The 13,531-nt window shown below is 58.6% G+C and carries 12 protein-coding genes; 11 read left to right on the forward strand and 1 reads right to left on the reverse strand.

Annotated elements, in window-relative coordinates; genetic code table 11:
• Positions 1 to 41: 41 nt before the first annotated feature.
• From atpG to DKY63_RS19970, 10 genes are all read left to right on the forward strand, one after another.
• Positions 42 to 902 carry a F0F1 ATP synthase subunit gamma gene (gene atpG, locus DKY63_RS19925; RefSeq protein WP_110965653.1) on the forward strand — a complete coding sequence of 287 codons (861 nt, stop codon included), beginning with the start codon at positions 42 to 44 and terminating at the stop codon, positions 900 to 902.
• 27 nt (positions 903 to 929) lie between these two features.
• The gene (atpD, locus tag DKY63_RS19930; protein WP_110965654.1) at positions 930 to 2,306 is read left to right on the forward strand and encodes a F0F1 ATP synthase subunit beta; all 1,377 of its coding nucleotides are present in this window, start codon (positions 930 to 932) and stop codon (positions 2,304 to 2,306) included.
• A 45-nt stretch (positions 2,307 to 2,351) separates the two neighbouring features.
• Complete coding sequence (locus DKY63_RS19935) at positions 2,352 to 2,777, forward strand: F0F1 ATP synthase subunit epsilon (RefSeq protein ID WP_110965655.1); 426 nt, start codon at positions 2,352 to 2,354, stop codon at positions 2,775 to 2,777.
• A gap of 113 nt (positions 2,778 to 2,890) precedes the next feature.
• Complete coding sequence (glmU, locus tag DKY63_RS19940; protein WP_110965656.1) at positions 2,891 to 4,258, forward strand: bifunctional UDP-N-acetylglucosamine diphosphorylase/glucosamine-1-phosphate N-acetyltransferase GlmU; 1,368 nt, start codon at positions 2,891 to 2,893, stop codon at positions 4,256 to 4,258.
• Between the two features lie 197 nt (positions 4,259 to 4,455).
• A complete protein-coding gene (locus DKY63_RS19945; protein ID WP_110965657.1) occupies positions 4,456 to 5,232 on the forward strand; it encodes a DeoR/GlpR family DNA-binding transcription regulator in 777 nt (258 codons plus the stop codon).
• Position 5,233: 1 nt separating this feature from the next.
• Positions 5,234 to 7,066, forward strand: a complete 1,833-nt coding sequence (glmS, locus tag DKY63_RS19950; RefSeq protein ID WP_110965658.1) for a glutamine--fructose-6-phosphate transaminase (isomerizing) — start codon at positions 5,234 to 5,236, stop codon at positions 7,064 to 7,066.
• A 79-nt stretch (positions 7,067 to 7,145) separates the two neighbouring features.
• Positions 7,146 to 8,048, forward strand: a complete 903-nt coding sequence (locus DKY63_RS19955; RefSeq protein ID WP_110965659.1) for a LysR family transcriptional regulator — start codon at positions 7,146 to 7,148, stop codon at positions 8,046 to 8,048.
• Positions 8,049 to 8,177: 129 nt separating this feature from the next.
• Entirely contained in the window at positions 8,178 to 8,804 is a 627-nt protein-coding gene (locus DKY63_RS19960; protein WP_110967950.1) for a glutathione S-transferase family protein, read from the forward strand.
• Positions 8,805 to 8,914: 110 nt separating this feature from the next.
• A complete protein-coding gene (locus DKY63_RS19965) occupies positions 8,915 to 10,111 on the forward strand; it encodes a DUF3142 domain-containing protein (protein ID WP_110965660.1) in 1,197 nt (398 codons plus the stop codon).
• The gene (locus tag DKY63_RS19970; RefSeq protein ID WP_110965661.1) at positions 10,098 to 12,215 is read left to right on the forward strand and encodes a hypothetical protein; all 2,118 of its coding nucleotides are present in this window, start codon (positions 10,098 to 10,100) and stop codon (positions 12,213 to 12,215) included. Before DKY63_RS19965 ends, DKY63_RS19970 begins: the two co-directional genes overlap by 14 nt.
• Before the next feature lie 2 nt (positions 12,216 to 12,217).
• Here the strand turns inward: DKY63_RS19970 and DKY63_RS19975 are convergent, their stop codons facing one another.
• The gene (locus DKY63_RS19975) at positions 12,218 to 12,847 is read right to left on the reverse strand and encodes a LysE family translocator (RefSeq protein WP_110965662.1); all 630 of its coding nucleotides are present in this window, start codon (positions 12,845 to 12,847) and stop codon (positions 12,218 to 12,220) included.
• 145 nt (positions 12,848 to 12,992) lie between these two features.
• On the opposite strand from DKY63_RS19975, the gene DKY63_RS19980 reads away from it, so the two are divergent.
• A complete protein-coding gene (locus DKY63_RS19980; RefSeq protein ID WP_110965663.1) occupies positions 12,993 to 13,466 on the forward strand; it encodes an Lrp/AsnC family transcriptional regulator in 474 nt (157 codons plus the stop codon).
• Positions 13,467 to 13,531 lie beyond the last annotated feature (65 nt).

Below are 13,531 nucleotides of genomic sequence, written 5' to 3' on the forward strand. Positions count from 1 at the left end.
GGAGTCGCAAGGCTCCCGCTTGCTAACCTGATAGGTGTTACATGGCAGGCGCAAAAGAGATTCGCAGTAAGATTGCGAGCATCAAAAGCACGCAAAAAATTACCAGCGCCATGGAAAAAGTGGCGGTCAGCAAAATGCGCAGGGCACAAATGCGCATGGCAGCTACCCGTCCTTATGCGGAGCGTATCCGCCAGGTTATTGGCCATCTGGCCAACGCTAACCCGGAATATCGCCACCCGTTCATGATCGACCGTGAAGTAAAGCGTGTCGGTTATGTCGTTGTGAGCAGTGACCGTGGTCTGTGTGGTGGCTTGAACACCAACCTGTTCAAGGCTTTGGTCAAGGACATGGCGGTAAACCGTGAAAACGGTGTAGAGATCGATCTGTGTGTGATTGGTAGCAAGGGTGCGGCTTTCTTCCGCAACTTCGGCGGCAACGTCGTTGCAGCTATCAGCCACCTGGGTGAAGAGCCGTCGATCAATGACCTGATCGGCAGCGTCAAGGTGATGCTGGATGCTTATCTGGACGGCCGTATCGACCGTTTGTCCGTGGTATCCAACAAGTTCATCAACACCATGACGCAACAGCCTACCGTGGAGCAGTTGGTTCCGCTGGTGGCAACCCCGGATCAAAACCTCAAGCACCACTGGGACTATCTCTACGAACCTGACGCCAAAGAGCTGCTTGACGGCCTGATGGTGCGTTACGTGGAGGCGCAGGTGTACCAGGCGGTGGTCGAGAACAATGCGGCTGAACAAGCTGCGCGGATGATCGCGATGAAGAACGCTACCGACAACGCCGGTGATTTGATCAGCGAATTGCAGCTGGTCTACAACAAGGCGCGTCAGGCTGCGATCACCCAAGAGATCTCGGAAATCGTCGGCGGCGCTGCCGCGGTTTAACGGTTCAAATTTTCAGAGGATCCAGCTATGAGTAGCGGACGTATCGTTCAAATCATCGGCGCCGTTATCGACGTGGAATTTCCACGCGACAGCGTACCGAGCATCTACAACGCGCTGAAAGTACAAGGCGCGGACACTACCCTGGAAGTTCAGCAACAGCTGGGCGACGGCGTAGTTCGTACCATTGCGATGGGTTCCACCGAAGGCTTGAAGCGCGGTCTGGACGTAGTCGACACCAACGCTGCCATCTCCGTACCGGTCGGTAAAGCGACCCTGGGCCGGATCATGGACGTTCTGGGCAACCCGATTGACGAAGCTGGCCCGATCGACACCGAAGAGCGCTGGGGTATTCACCGCGCTGCTCCGTCGTTCGCAGAGCAAGCGGGCGGCAACGACCTGCTGGAAACCGGCATCAAGGTTATCGACCTGGTTTGCCCGTTCGCCAAGGGTGGTAAAGTCGGTCTGTTCGGTGGTGCCGGTGTAGGCAAGACCGTAAACATGATGGAACTGATCCGTAACATCGCCATCGAGCACAGCGGTTATTCCGTGTTCGCCGGTGTGGGGGAGCGTACTCGTGAGGGTAACGACTTCTACCACGAGATGAAGGACTCCAACGTTCTGGACAAAGTGGCACTGGTTTACGGTCAAATGAACGAGCCGCCGGGAAACCGTCTGCGCGTTGCTCTGACTGGCCTGACCATGGCCGAGAAGTTCCGTGACGAAGGTAACGACGTTCTGCTGTTCGTCGACAACATCTATCGTTACACCCTGGCCGGTACCGAAGTATCCGCACTGCTGGGCCGTATGCCTTCCGCAGTAGGTTACCAGCCGACCCTGGCTGAAGAGATGGGCGTGCTGCAAGAGCGCATCACTTCGACCAAGCAGGGTTCGATTACGTCGATCCAGGCCGTATACGTACCTGCGGACGACTTGACTGACCCGTCGCCAGCGACCACCTTCGCCCACTTGGACGCCACCGTCGTTCTGTCCCGTGACATCGCTTCCCTGGGTATCTACCCAGCGGTAGACCCACTGGATTCGACTTCGCGTCAGCTGGACCCGAACGTGATCGGCAACGACCACTACGAAACCGCTCGTGGTGTTCAGTACGTTCTGCAGCGTTACAAAGAACTGAAGGACATCATCGCGATCCTGGGTATGGACGAGCTGTCGGAAGCCGACAAGCAGTTGGTAAACCGTGCTCGTAAGATCCAGCGTTTCTTGTCGCAGCCGTTCTTCGTGGCTGAAGTCTTCACTGGCTCCCCAGGCAAATACGTTTCCCTGAAGGACACCATTGCTGGCTTCAAAGGCATCCTCAACGGTGACTACGACCACCTGCCAGAACAAGCGTTCTACATGGTTGGCGGCATCGAAGAAGCGATCGAGAAAGCCAAGAAACTGTAATCCCGGCGCCCGGAAACGGGCGCTAATTTAGGGTGAGGCAATCAGATGGCTATGACAGTCCATTGCGATATCGTCAGCGCGGAAGGAGAAATCTTTTCCGGTCTGGTCGAGATGGTGATTGCGCACGGTGCACTGGGTGATCTTGGTATCGCTCTGGGTCACGCGCCGCTGATCACTAACCTGAAGCCAGGCCCGATTCGCCTGGTCAAGCAGGGCGGGGAAGAGGAGGTGTATTACATCTCTGGTGGTTTCCTCGAGGTTCAGCCGAACATGGTCAAGGTACTTGCAGATACTGTGCAACGTGCTGCCGACCTGGACGAAGCCTCCGCTCAGGAAGCCGTCAAGGCTGCCGAGAAGGCGTTGCATGACCGGGGCGCAGAATTCGATTACGGTTCTGCTTCCGCACGTCTGGCCGAAGCCGCAGCTCAGCTGCGCACCGTCCAGCAGATCCGCAAGAAGTTCGGCCACTAAGGCGCGCTTGTTGTGTGATTGATTAAAAAGGGTAGCCTCGGCTACCCTTTTTTCTTTTCCGATTTTCTTCACTTTGGTCGCAGCCGCTGACCACCCAGGATTGGTAGCCAGTCATGTCTCTCGAAATCGTTATTCTCGCTGCTGGCCAAGGTACGCGTATGCGTTCGTCCTTGCCGAAAGTCTTGCACCCGATCGCCGGCAACTCGATGCTTGGTCATGTTATCCACAGCGCCCGGCAACTTGATCCACAGCGGATTCACGTGGTGATCGGCCACGGTGCCGATGTCGTGCGCGAGCGTCTGGCCGCCGACGATCTGAATTTCGTCCTGCAAGACAAGCAATTAGGTACCGGTCATGCCGTAGCCCAAGCCGTTCCGTTCATCGAAGCTGACACCGTGCTGGTGCTTTACGGCGACGTGCCCTTGATCGAAGTCGAAACGCTGCAGCGCCTGCTCAAGCTGGTCACCCCAACGCAAATGGGGCTGCTGACTGTCGAACTGGACGATGCCACCGGCTATGGCCGAATCGTTCGTGACGCAGACGGCAAGGTTGCCGCCATCGTCGAGCACAAGGACGCCAACGAAACCCAACGCGCTATCAAGGAAGGCAACACCGGTATTCTCGCGGTGCCTGCCGACCGCCTGTCTGACTGGACCGGTCGCCTGTCGAACAACAACGTTCAGGGCGAGTACTACCTGACAGACGTGATCGAAATGGCGGTCAAGGATGGTTTGGTTGTGGCGACTGAACAACCGCACGATGCCATGGAAGTGCAGGGCGCCAATGATCGCAAACAGCTTTCCGATCTTGAGCGCCACTACCAGCTGCGCGCCGGTCTTCGACTGATGGCCCAGGGCGTTACGCTGCGCGACCCGGCTCGATTCGACGTTCGCGGAGAAGTGACGGTTGGCCGCGACGTGCTGATCGATATCAACGTGATCCTCGAAGGCAAGGTGGTCATCGAAGACGACGTGGTGATTGGCCCGAACTGCGTGATCAAGGACAGCACCCTGCGCAAAGGCGTGGTGATCAAGGCGAACAGCCATATCGAGGGTGCCATTCTGGGTGAAGGCAGTGATGCCGGTCCTTTCGCTCGACTGCGCCCAGGCTCCGTGCTGGAGGCAAAGGCGCATGTGGGTAACTTCGTGGAGCTAAAAAATGCACATTTGGGCGAAGGCGCGAAGGCCGGTCATCTGAGCTACTTGGGCGATGCCGAAATCGGAGCACGCACCAACATCGGCGCCGGCACGATCACCTGCAATTACGATGGTGTGAATAAGTGGAAAACCGTGCTGGGTGAAGACGTCTTCATCGGGTCCAACAATTCGTTGGTAGCGCCTGTGGATATCTCTTCCGGTGCAACCACCGCGGCGGGTTCGACCATCACCCAGAATGTGGATAAAGACCAGTTGGCTGTCGGTCGCGCTCGGCAGAAGAACATTGATGGCTGGAAACGGCCTGAGAAGGTCAAAAAAAGCTGAGCTATTCACAGCCTTGGATATTTAAAGTTATACACAACTTGATCCAATGAGTTCGCGGGCAATCCTCACTCCTACAGGAGCAAGGCTTGCCCGCGAATGCTTTTATCCACAGATTTTTTATCTCACCACGCTTGACGAAGTTTCACTGATAGGTTTTGATTGGCTCTGTTAACTTTCGAAACGAAACTTATCTCCTCATGTCGAAGCGCAACACACCCCAACGTCGGCACAACATTCTTGCCTTGCTCAACGAGCAGGGCGAAGTCAGTGTGGATGAGCTGGCAAAACGTTTCGAAACCTCAGAAGTTACGATTCGCAAGGATCTGGCTGCCCTAGAAAGCAACGGCTTGTTGCTTCGTCGTTATGGTGGCGCGATCACTATGCCGCAGGAGCTGGTGGCCGATCTTGGCCAGCCTGTCTCCAAGTACAAGCAAGCCATCGCTCGTGCTGCAGTCACACGAATTCGCGAGCATGCGCGGATCATCATCGATAGCGGCAGCACTACCGCCGCGATGATTCCGGAACTCGGTCAACAACCGAGTCTGGTGGTGATGACCAATTCCCTGCACGTCGCCAATGCCTTGAGTGAACTCGAGCACGAACCCGTGTTGCTGATGACCGGTGGAACCTGGGATCCGCATTCCGAGTCATTTCAAGGGCAGGTCGCCGAGCAAGTACTACGCTCCTACGACTTTGATCAGTTGTTCATCGGTGCCGATGGCATCGATCTGGTTCGCGGAACAACCACCTTCAACGAACTGCTGGGGCTGAGCCGCGTCATGGCCGAAGTTGCCCGGGAAGTGGTGGTGATGGTCGAGGCCGACAAGATCGGTCGCAAGATTCCCAACCTGGAGCTGCCCTGGAGCAGCGTCCATACCCTTATTACCGATGATCGACTGCCACGAGAGGCACGCGATCAGATTCAGGCCCGCGGCATCAATTTGATTTGCGCGGCTGTCAGTCAGGAGAAATAGCATGTGTGGAATTGTTGGAGCAGTTGCAGAACGTAATATCACCGCCATCCTGGTCGAGGGCCTGAAGCGTCTTGAATACCGTGGGTATGACAGCGCTGGTGTTGCCGTTTATACCGATGAAGAAAAGCTGGAGCGTGCGCGTCGTCCAGGCAAGGTCAGCGAGCTGGAACAAGCACTGGCAGAATCGCCGCTGAACGGACGCCTCGGGATCGCCCACACTCGTTGGGCCACTCACGGTGCCCCTTGCGAGCGCAACGCGCACCCGCATTTCTCTGAAGGTGTGGCCGTTGTGCACAACGGCATCATCGAAAACCACGAGGCGCTGCGTGAACAACTCAAGGCGCTGGGCTACGTCTTTACTTCGGACACCGATACCGAAGTCATCGCTCACCTGCTGAACCACAAACTCAAGGACCTGCCTGATCTGACCGAAGCCCTCAAGGCAACCGTCAAGGATTTGCATGGCGCCTACGGCCTGGCGGTCATCAGTGCCAAGCAGCCTGATCGCCTGGTTGCAGCCCGTAGCGGCAGCCCGCTGGTGATCGGTCTGGGCCTCGGGGAAAACTTCCTCGCCTCTGACCAGTTGGCCCTGCGCCAGGTCACCGACCGTTTCATGTACCTGGAAGAGGGCGATATCGCTGAGATTCGCCGCCACAGCGTGCAGATCTGGGACGTAACCGGCAAGGCCGTTGAACGCAAGATGGTGCAATACAACGATGGTGCGGAAGCCGCTGACAAAGGCGAATTCCGTCACTACATGCTCAAGGAAATTCACGAGCAACCGTCCGTTGTACAGCGCACCCTGGAAGGTCGCCTGAGCCCGAACCAGGTGCTGGTGCAGGCTTTCGGTCCGCAGGCTGCCGAACTGTTCGCCAAAGTGCGTAATGTGCAGATCGTTGCGTGCGGCACCAGCTATCACGCCGGCATGGTCGCGCGTTACTGGCTGGAAGAACTGGCCGGTATCCCGTGCCAAGTCGAAGTCGCCAGCGAGTTCCGCTATCGCAAAGTGGTGGTGCAGCCTGACACGCTGTTCGTCACCATCTCCCAATCCGGTGAAACCGCCGACACCCTGGCCGCGCTGCGTAATGCCAAGGAACTGGGTTTCCTCGCCAGCCTGGCAATCTGCAACGTTGGCATCAGCTCGCTGGTGCGTGAGTCCGATCTGACCCTGCTGACCCAGGCCGGTCGCGAAATCGGTGTGGCGTCGACCAAAGCCTTTACCACCCAACTGGTCGGCCTGCTGCTGTTGACCCTGTCCCTGGGTCAGGTTCGCGGCACTTTGGCCGATGGCGTTGAAGCCGCATTGGTCGAAGAACTGCGCCGTCTTCCGAGCCGTTTGGGTGAAGCGCTGGCGATGGACAGCACCGTGGAGAAAATCGCCGAGCTGTTCTCCGAGAAGAACCACACCTTGTTCCTGGGCCGCGGTGCGCAATTCCCGGTGGCAATGGAAGGTGCGCTCAAGCTCAAGGAAATCTCCTACATTCACGCCGAAGCCTATCCAGCCGGCGAGCTGAAGCACGGTCCATTGGCGCTTGTGGATAACGACATGCCTGTGGTGACTGTTGCACCGAACAACGAACTGCTGGAAAAACTGAAGTCCAACCTTCAGGAAGTCCGTGCCCGTGGTGGTCAGTTGATCGTTTTCGCCGACGAGAAAGCCGGCATGACCAATGGTGAAGGCACGCACGTCGTGAACATGCCGCACATCCACGACATTCTGTCGCCTATCCTCTACACCATCCCGCTGCAGCTGCTGTCGTACTACGTGGCGGTGCTCAAAGGCACTGACGTCGACCAGCCGCGCAACCTGGCGAAATCGGTGACTGTGGAATAAGTTATCCACAGTTGTTCGAACCCTTAAAAATCGCAGCCCATTGGTTGCGATTTTTTTTATCTGAATCAAGGAGCCGCCCATGGACCGCTTCCAGGAAATGCAGGTCTTCGCCGCCGTTGCCCAGGACCAGGGGTTTTCCGCGGCAGCGCGGCGATTGGGAATGTCCGCGGCCAGCGTCACCCGGGCGGTGGCGGGGCTGGAGAAGCGCATTGGTACTCAGCTACTTACGCGCACCACGCGCAGTGTGCATTTGAGCGAAGCGGGGCAACGTTTCCTCGAGGACTGTCGGAGAATTCTCGCGGAAGTGCAGGAGGCCGAAGATTCAGCGGCGGGCAGCCACATCCTGCCCCGCGGGCAGCTGACAATCACCGCGCCGGTTTTGTTTGGTGAGCTGTTTATCACACCGCTCATGGTGAGTTTTCTGACCCAATTTCCCGACGTCACCATCAATGCACTGTTGGTTGATCGAGTGGTCAGTGTGGTGGAGGAGGGGATCGACGTAGCGGTTCGCATCGGTGAACTGCCTGACAGCAATCAGCACGCGATTCGGGTGGGACAAGTGCGCAGGGTGATCGTGGCGTCGCCGCAGTTTCTCGCGACTCATGGCCGGCCAGCACACCCGCAGGATTTGGCAGAGGCGCCAATCATTGCAACGTCGGCGATTGGGCAGCTCAAGAATTGGCCGTTTCTTGAAGGTGATGAGCCCCTGTCCGTACGTGCAGATCCGCGACTGATGGTGACGGCGAACCGGGCCGCCATCAACGCGGCAGCGCTCGGGCTTGGTTATACCCGAGTGCTTTCTTATCAAGTCGCGAGCAAGGTGGCTGAAGGGGAATTGGAAATCGTCCTGGCCGATTATGAGCTGCCGCCGCTTCCCATCCACGTCGTGTATCAGGGCGGACGCAAGGCCCCGGCGCGGGTCCGCAGTTTTGTTGATTTCACCGTGAAGGCACTGCGGGAGAATTCGGCGTTATGGGGCTGATCAGTTATTTCGCTTATTGAAATAATGGATTGCGTTCGGTGGTTATTCTGTTGTCTGCGGGACTGGTAGAAGATGGCCGCCATCGGTGCTGATCCTTTCGAACAGCGCCACTCACCCGCGGAGTCGTCCATGCAAGCCATCAAACTCTACAACTTCCCACGTTCCGGCCATGCCCACCGTGTGGAGCTGATGCTCTCGCTGCTGAAACTGCCGACCGAGCTGATCTTTGTCGACCTGGCCAAGGGCGAACACAAGAAGCCTGAGTACCTTGCACTGAATGCATTTGGTCAGGTGCCGGTATTGGACGATCAAGGTGTGGTGCTCGCGGATTCCAACGCGATTCTGGTTTATCTGGCGCAAAAATACGGCAATGGCCGCTGGTTGCCTGCTGATCCGGTCGGTGCGGCAAAAGTGCAGCGCTGGTTGTCCGCCGCCGCAGGTCCGATTGCATTCGGCCCGGCCCGCGCCAGGCTGATCACTGTCTTCGGTGCGCCTTACAACGCTGAAGAAACCATTGCGTACGCCCATACCGTGCTCAAGGTCATCGATCAGGAATTGGCCAAGTCGCCCTATCTGGTGGGCAGCGAGCCGACTATTGCCGACGTGGCCGCCTACAGCTACATCGCCCATGCGCCGGAAGGCAATGTGTCGCTGGACGACTACGCCAACATCCGCGCCTGGCTGGCCCGTGTCGAAGCCTTGCCTGGTTTTGTCGGTATGCCGCGCACGGTTGCGGGTCTGCAAAAAACTGCCTGATGTGATGGGTTGTTGGTGAACGTTCCACGTGGAACACACCGGTGCCATCTTTCCATTGCCGGGCTGCGTTAGACTCGCAGCTCGGCAATTGCGAAGGGACCGGGAGCTTTATGGATTTTTACGTGCGTCTATCGGCGTTGCTGATAGCGCTGGCGCTGCTCCCAGGTTGCGAACGAAAAGCCGCACCACCGCTGGATCAGCAACTTTACGTTTGGCAGCGGCAGTGGACGGCGGAACATGCACCGGCTCTGAGTGACAGTCGTACCGATTTTTCAACCTTGCGCGTGCTGGCCTTGCAGGCCTTCCCCAAAGCGGGGTGGAGCCTGGCGCAGATTGATCCTGTTCTGCTCAAACGTGATGGTCGCCCACTGATTGCGGTGATTCGCCTCGATGGGCAGCTCAAGGCTTTGGATCAGCAAGACATCACTACGCGGATTCAACTGCTGATCAGTGATTGGCAAACCTCGGGATTGAGTCTTGCCGGCGTGGAAATCGATCACGATGCGGGCAATGCCCGGTTACCCGCCTATCGCGAATTTCTCACGCATCTTCGCGCCGTACTTCCTTCCTCCATGCCATTGAGCATCACTGCGTTGCCAGCCTGGCTCGACAGTCCCGAATTGCCAGCGTTGTTATCCACTGTCGATAGCAGTGTGCTGCAGGTGCATGCGGTGACGGATCCGCGTCGCGGTTTGTTCGATCCAGATCAAGCCCGGCAATGGGCGAAGGACTGGAGCCGCATCACGGTTAAACCTTTCTACCTGGCACTGCCCGCCTATGGCGTCGCGCTGTTGCCGAGCGCCGGCGGCGCACCCATCGTGGAAAGCGAAGTGAGCATTGAGCGCGATGGAAAACGCCAGGAGCTGATGGCCGACCCACGACAATTGAGTCAGCTGAGTAGCGAGTTGCGCGCTGATCCGCCGGTTCATCTGGCCGGTCTGATCTGGTTTCGCCTACCGTTGGCCAATGATCGCCGCGCCTGGAGCCGGACCACGTTGCGCGCGGTGGCCAGGGGAGATGCGTTGGTCAGCCATCTGAAGCTGAGCCTCTCAACGCAACAGGACCTGTATGACATTGGTCTTCGTAACGAAGGCAATCTCGACAGTGCCTGGCCGGAACGCCTGACATTGGTTGCGCACGGTTGCGAAGGCGCCGATGCACTGGCCGGTTATACATTGCAACAAGAGGCCGATCTGCTTACCTTCACTCGCCAGCGCGAAGGTCGGATTGCGGCCGGTGGGCAGCGCGCCATCGGTTGGGCGCGCTGTGCAATCATCAATCAAGGAGAGTCGAATGTTCAGCCGTAACTGGTCACGTCATCTGTTGTGTCTGAGCCTGAGCCTGCCGCTGGGTTCGGCGTTGGCGTGCGGTCCCGACTTTCCCGCGCGTTTGCTGGACAACCGAGAACAGTCGCTGGCAGAACTGCCGGAGGGCAACTTCCGATTTGAGATCAATCGCCTTGGCCATGCGATCGCAGGACTGAAAGAAGTCGCCGAAGTGACCTATGGCCTGTCCGCTACCGACTATGTGGAACAGCGCAACCAAGCCGAGCAAGACGGTCTGAGCGCAGAGCAACAGGTGTTGGTGAAACAGTTGCGCGAGCTGACCGATGCGCATCAGGTCGAGGCTCAAGGGGCGAGCCTGCCTGCCGAACTCAGGTTATATCTGGCCGGGGCCGTGGCCTTCGCTTCCGGCGATCAAGGTTTGGCGGCGGAGTATTTTCAGAAGGTGCTGGCCTTGCCGGCGGATCAACGTGCGTTGCGCAGTACCTGGGCCGCCTATTCGTTGGGCCGTGCATTGTTCGCCATGAGCTCGCAAGCAGGGGCCCAACCAGATCTCCTGGAACAATCCAGAAAGGCGTTCGAGCAAGCTCGGCAATTGAGTATCGATGGCTTCAGCGACCCGCTGGAATTGGGCGTCGCCAGCCTGGGTGAGGAGGCACGGGTGGCTCGTGCCGCAGGTGACTGGGACAACGCCATCGAACTTTACGCCACGCAAAACCGACACGGCTCAACGGTGGGTTACACATCGTTGAAACTGTTGATGGCGGACCTGGCGGCCATGCCAGAGGATCAACTGGCCGGGTTGCTCAAGGACAAACCGGTGCAGCAATTGGTGACGGCTGGCTTGATCAGCCGGCTGGGCTGGTCGTTCGGCGACCAGCCAGCGAACGATAAAAAGCTGATCGAGCTCCTGCAAAACAGCACCCGTGGCAGTCTGGATAATGCCGACCGCCTGGCGGCGATGAATTATCAACAGGGCGATTACGCCAGCGCCAAAGCCTTCCTCGATCACGCTGGCGAGGGTGGTCTGGCGTGGTGGCTACGAGCAAAACTGGCCGTGCGCGACGGCGATAAAAGCGCAGCGGCTGCGGCCTATGCGAAAGCGGCCCAAGCTTTTCCACAGAATGAATCCTGGGGCGAGCGACGCACGCCGGACTATGCGTTCGAAACCTTGCAGCCCAAGTGTCGTGTGGAAGGCGAAAGCGCGATTCTGGCCCTGCAACGCGGGGATTACCTGCAAGCTTTCGATCAGCTTTACCGCAGTAAGGACATCTACTGGTTCGATGCGGCGACGGTCGCCGAGCGGGTGCTGACCCTCGATGAGCTAAAGCATTACGTCGACACCCAGGTGCCGGCACCGCCACCGTTGACTCAGCAGGATCGCGATAACTATGTGCCGTTGCCGGTGGCGGCCAAGCTGCGCAACGTGCTCGCGCGACGATTGCTGCGTGAAGGGCACTACGAAGAAGCGCCCGCGTATTTCGATAACGACGGCCTACGCCACAAGGCCGAGTTGTATGGGCAGCAACGTCTCGCTGCCGATTCGGCGTGGTGGCCGACGCGTCGCGCTTCTGCACTGTTCAAGGCGGCGTGGACGGCGCGCGAGTGGGGAATGGATATCCTCGGCTACGAGATGTCCCCGGATTACGCCACGTTCGGTGGTAGCTACAGCCTCGAGGACACGCAGTTGAAGGTCGGCCCGCTGGTGGCCGAGGACGAGGTGAAGCGACAGCAGGCCAGCGCGGCTCAACCCGACCAGCGCTACCACTATCGGTTTGTCGCCACGGCGTTGGCCAGCCGCGCGGCCGACAATTTACCCCGCACCAGTCATGCGTTCGCCGCCGTGCTCTGTGAGGCGGCGGGGTGGAACAGCAGTCCGCAAGAGCAAAGTGCAATCTATCGACGTTACGTCAAGGAAGGCCCGTACGTGACATGGGCGGCGGATTTCGGTCATCAATGCCCGTATCCCGACTTCGAGAACGCGGATAAACGCTATGTCACCCAAGTCACTGATGCGACCCGCTCCGCACTGCGACCCTACAAGACACCGCTGCAGATAGGCGGTGGGCTGGTGGTGATCGCCACTGCGCTGTGGGTGCTCATTCGTCGTCGGCGCAAGGCTCAGTGAGCTCAAGCCTGCTGAACAAAGGTCAGCCGCACGGCGAATCCGATCAGCAGGCTGCCGAATAGCCATTGCTGCAGGCGCTGGGCCGATGGGCTGCGTTGCAGCCATCGGCCAAGAGCGGCACCGGCCAGGGCGTAGGTGCTGTCGAACAGCAAACCGACGGCAACCAGCACTACACCGAGCGCGGCGAATTGCCCGAGCACCGGTCCGGCCTGTGGATCGATGAACTGCGGCAGCAGTACCGAGCAGAACAACAGGGCCTTGGGATTGAGAAGATTGGTCAGCAAACCGCGCTGTATCGCTTCCCGATAGCGCGGCTGTTCGCTCGTTGTGTTTGAACCCTGCAGGCTTGGCAGCAAGGTGGTGCGCAGGCATTGGATACCGATCCACAACAGGTAAGCCGCGCCCGCCAGACGAACCACGTCGAAGGTCCAGGGCGCCGCCTTGAACAACGCCGCCAGCCCCAATGCCGCCAATGCCACATGACAGCCTCGGGCGATTGCCAATCCCACCGCGGTGGCCAACGCCGCCCCTTTTCCTTGTCGGGCGCCGGTCTGCAACAGCAGGATCATGTCAGGTCCCGGCAGCAGGTAAACCACCGCCAGCGCCATGAAAAACAGCCACAAACCTTCCATGTTGCACCCCATTCGTTGTCGATTCGGTAGGGCCAGTCTATGCCGCAAGGGCAGGGCAGGTGCTTGCGTAGTTCGCTTCCGGAAGGCCGTGGATTGGCATAACCTGCCACGTATTCACCACTCCACCATCAGGATCTGCCAAACGATGAAACTCGACGCTTACGACCGCAAGATCCTCGCCGCACTGCAACGGGACGGCCGTCTGAGTAATGTGCAACTGGCCGACGAGATCGGCCTGTCCGCCTCACCGTGCTTGCGCCGGGTGCGGATGCTGGAAGAGGCCGGAGTGATCCGTGGTTATCAGGCCAATCTGGATCGCGATGAGGTCGGGCTCGGTTTGACGGTGTTCGTCGGGGTGAAAGTCGAGCGCCATAACGACGAACAGGCCGAGGCCTTTCGACTTGCCGTGACGGCGCTGCCCGAGGTTATCTCGGCGTTTCTGGTGTCAGGGGAATCGGATTTTCTGTTGCAGGTGGTGGTACCGGATTTGCGCGCCTATGACCGGTTTCTCACCGGGAGCTTGCTCAAGTTGCCGGGGGTGAGTGATATCCGCAGCAATTTTGCGATTCATACGGTCAAGGCGCCTGGAGAGTTGCCGTTGGGGCATTTGCCGCTTTAAACCGAGTCGACCCATTCGCGAACAGGCTCGCTCCCACAGGGAATCATTGCTCTTCTGTGGGAGCG

Source organism: Pseudomonas putida, assembly GCF_003228315.1.
GTDB classification, from domain to species: Bacteria; Pseudomonadota; Gammaproteobacteria; order Pseudomonadales; family Pseudomonadaceae; genus Aquipseudomonas; species Aquipseudomonas putida_S.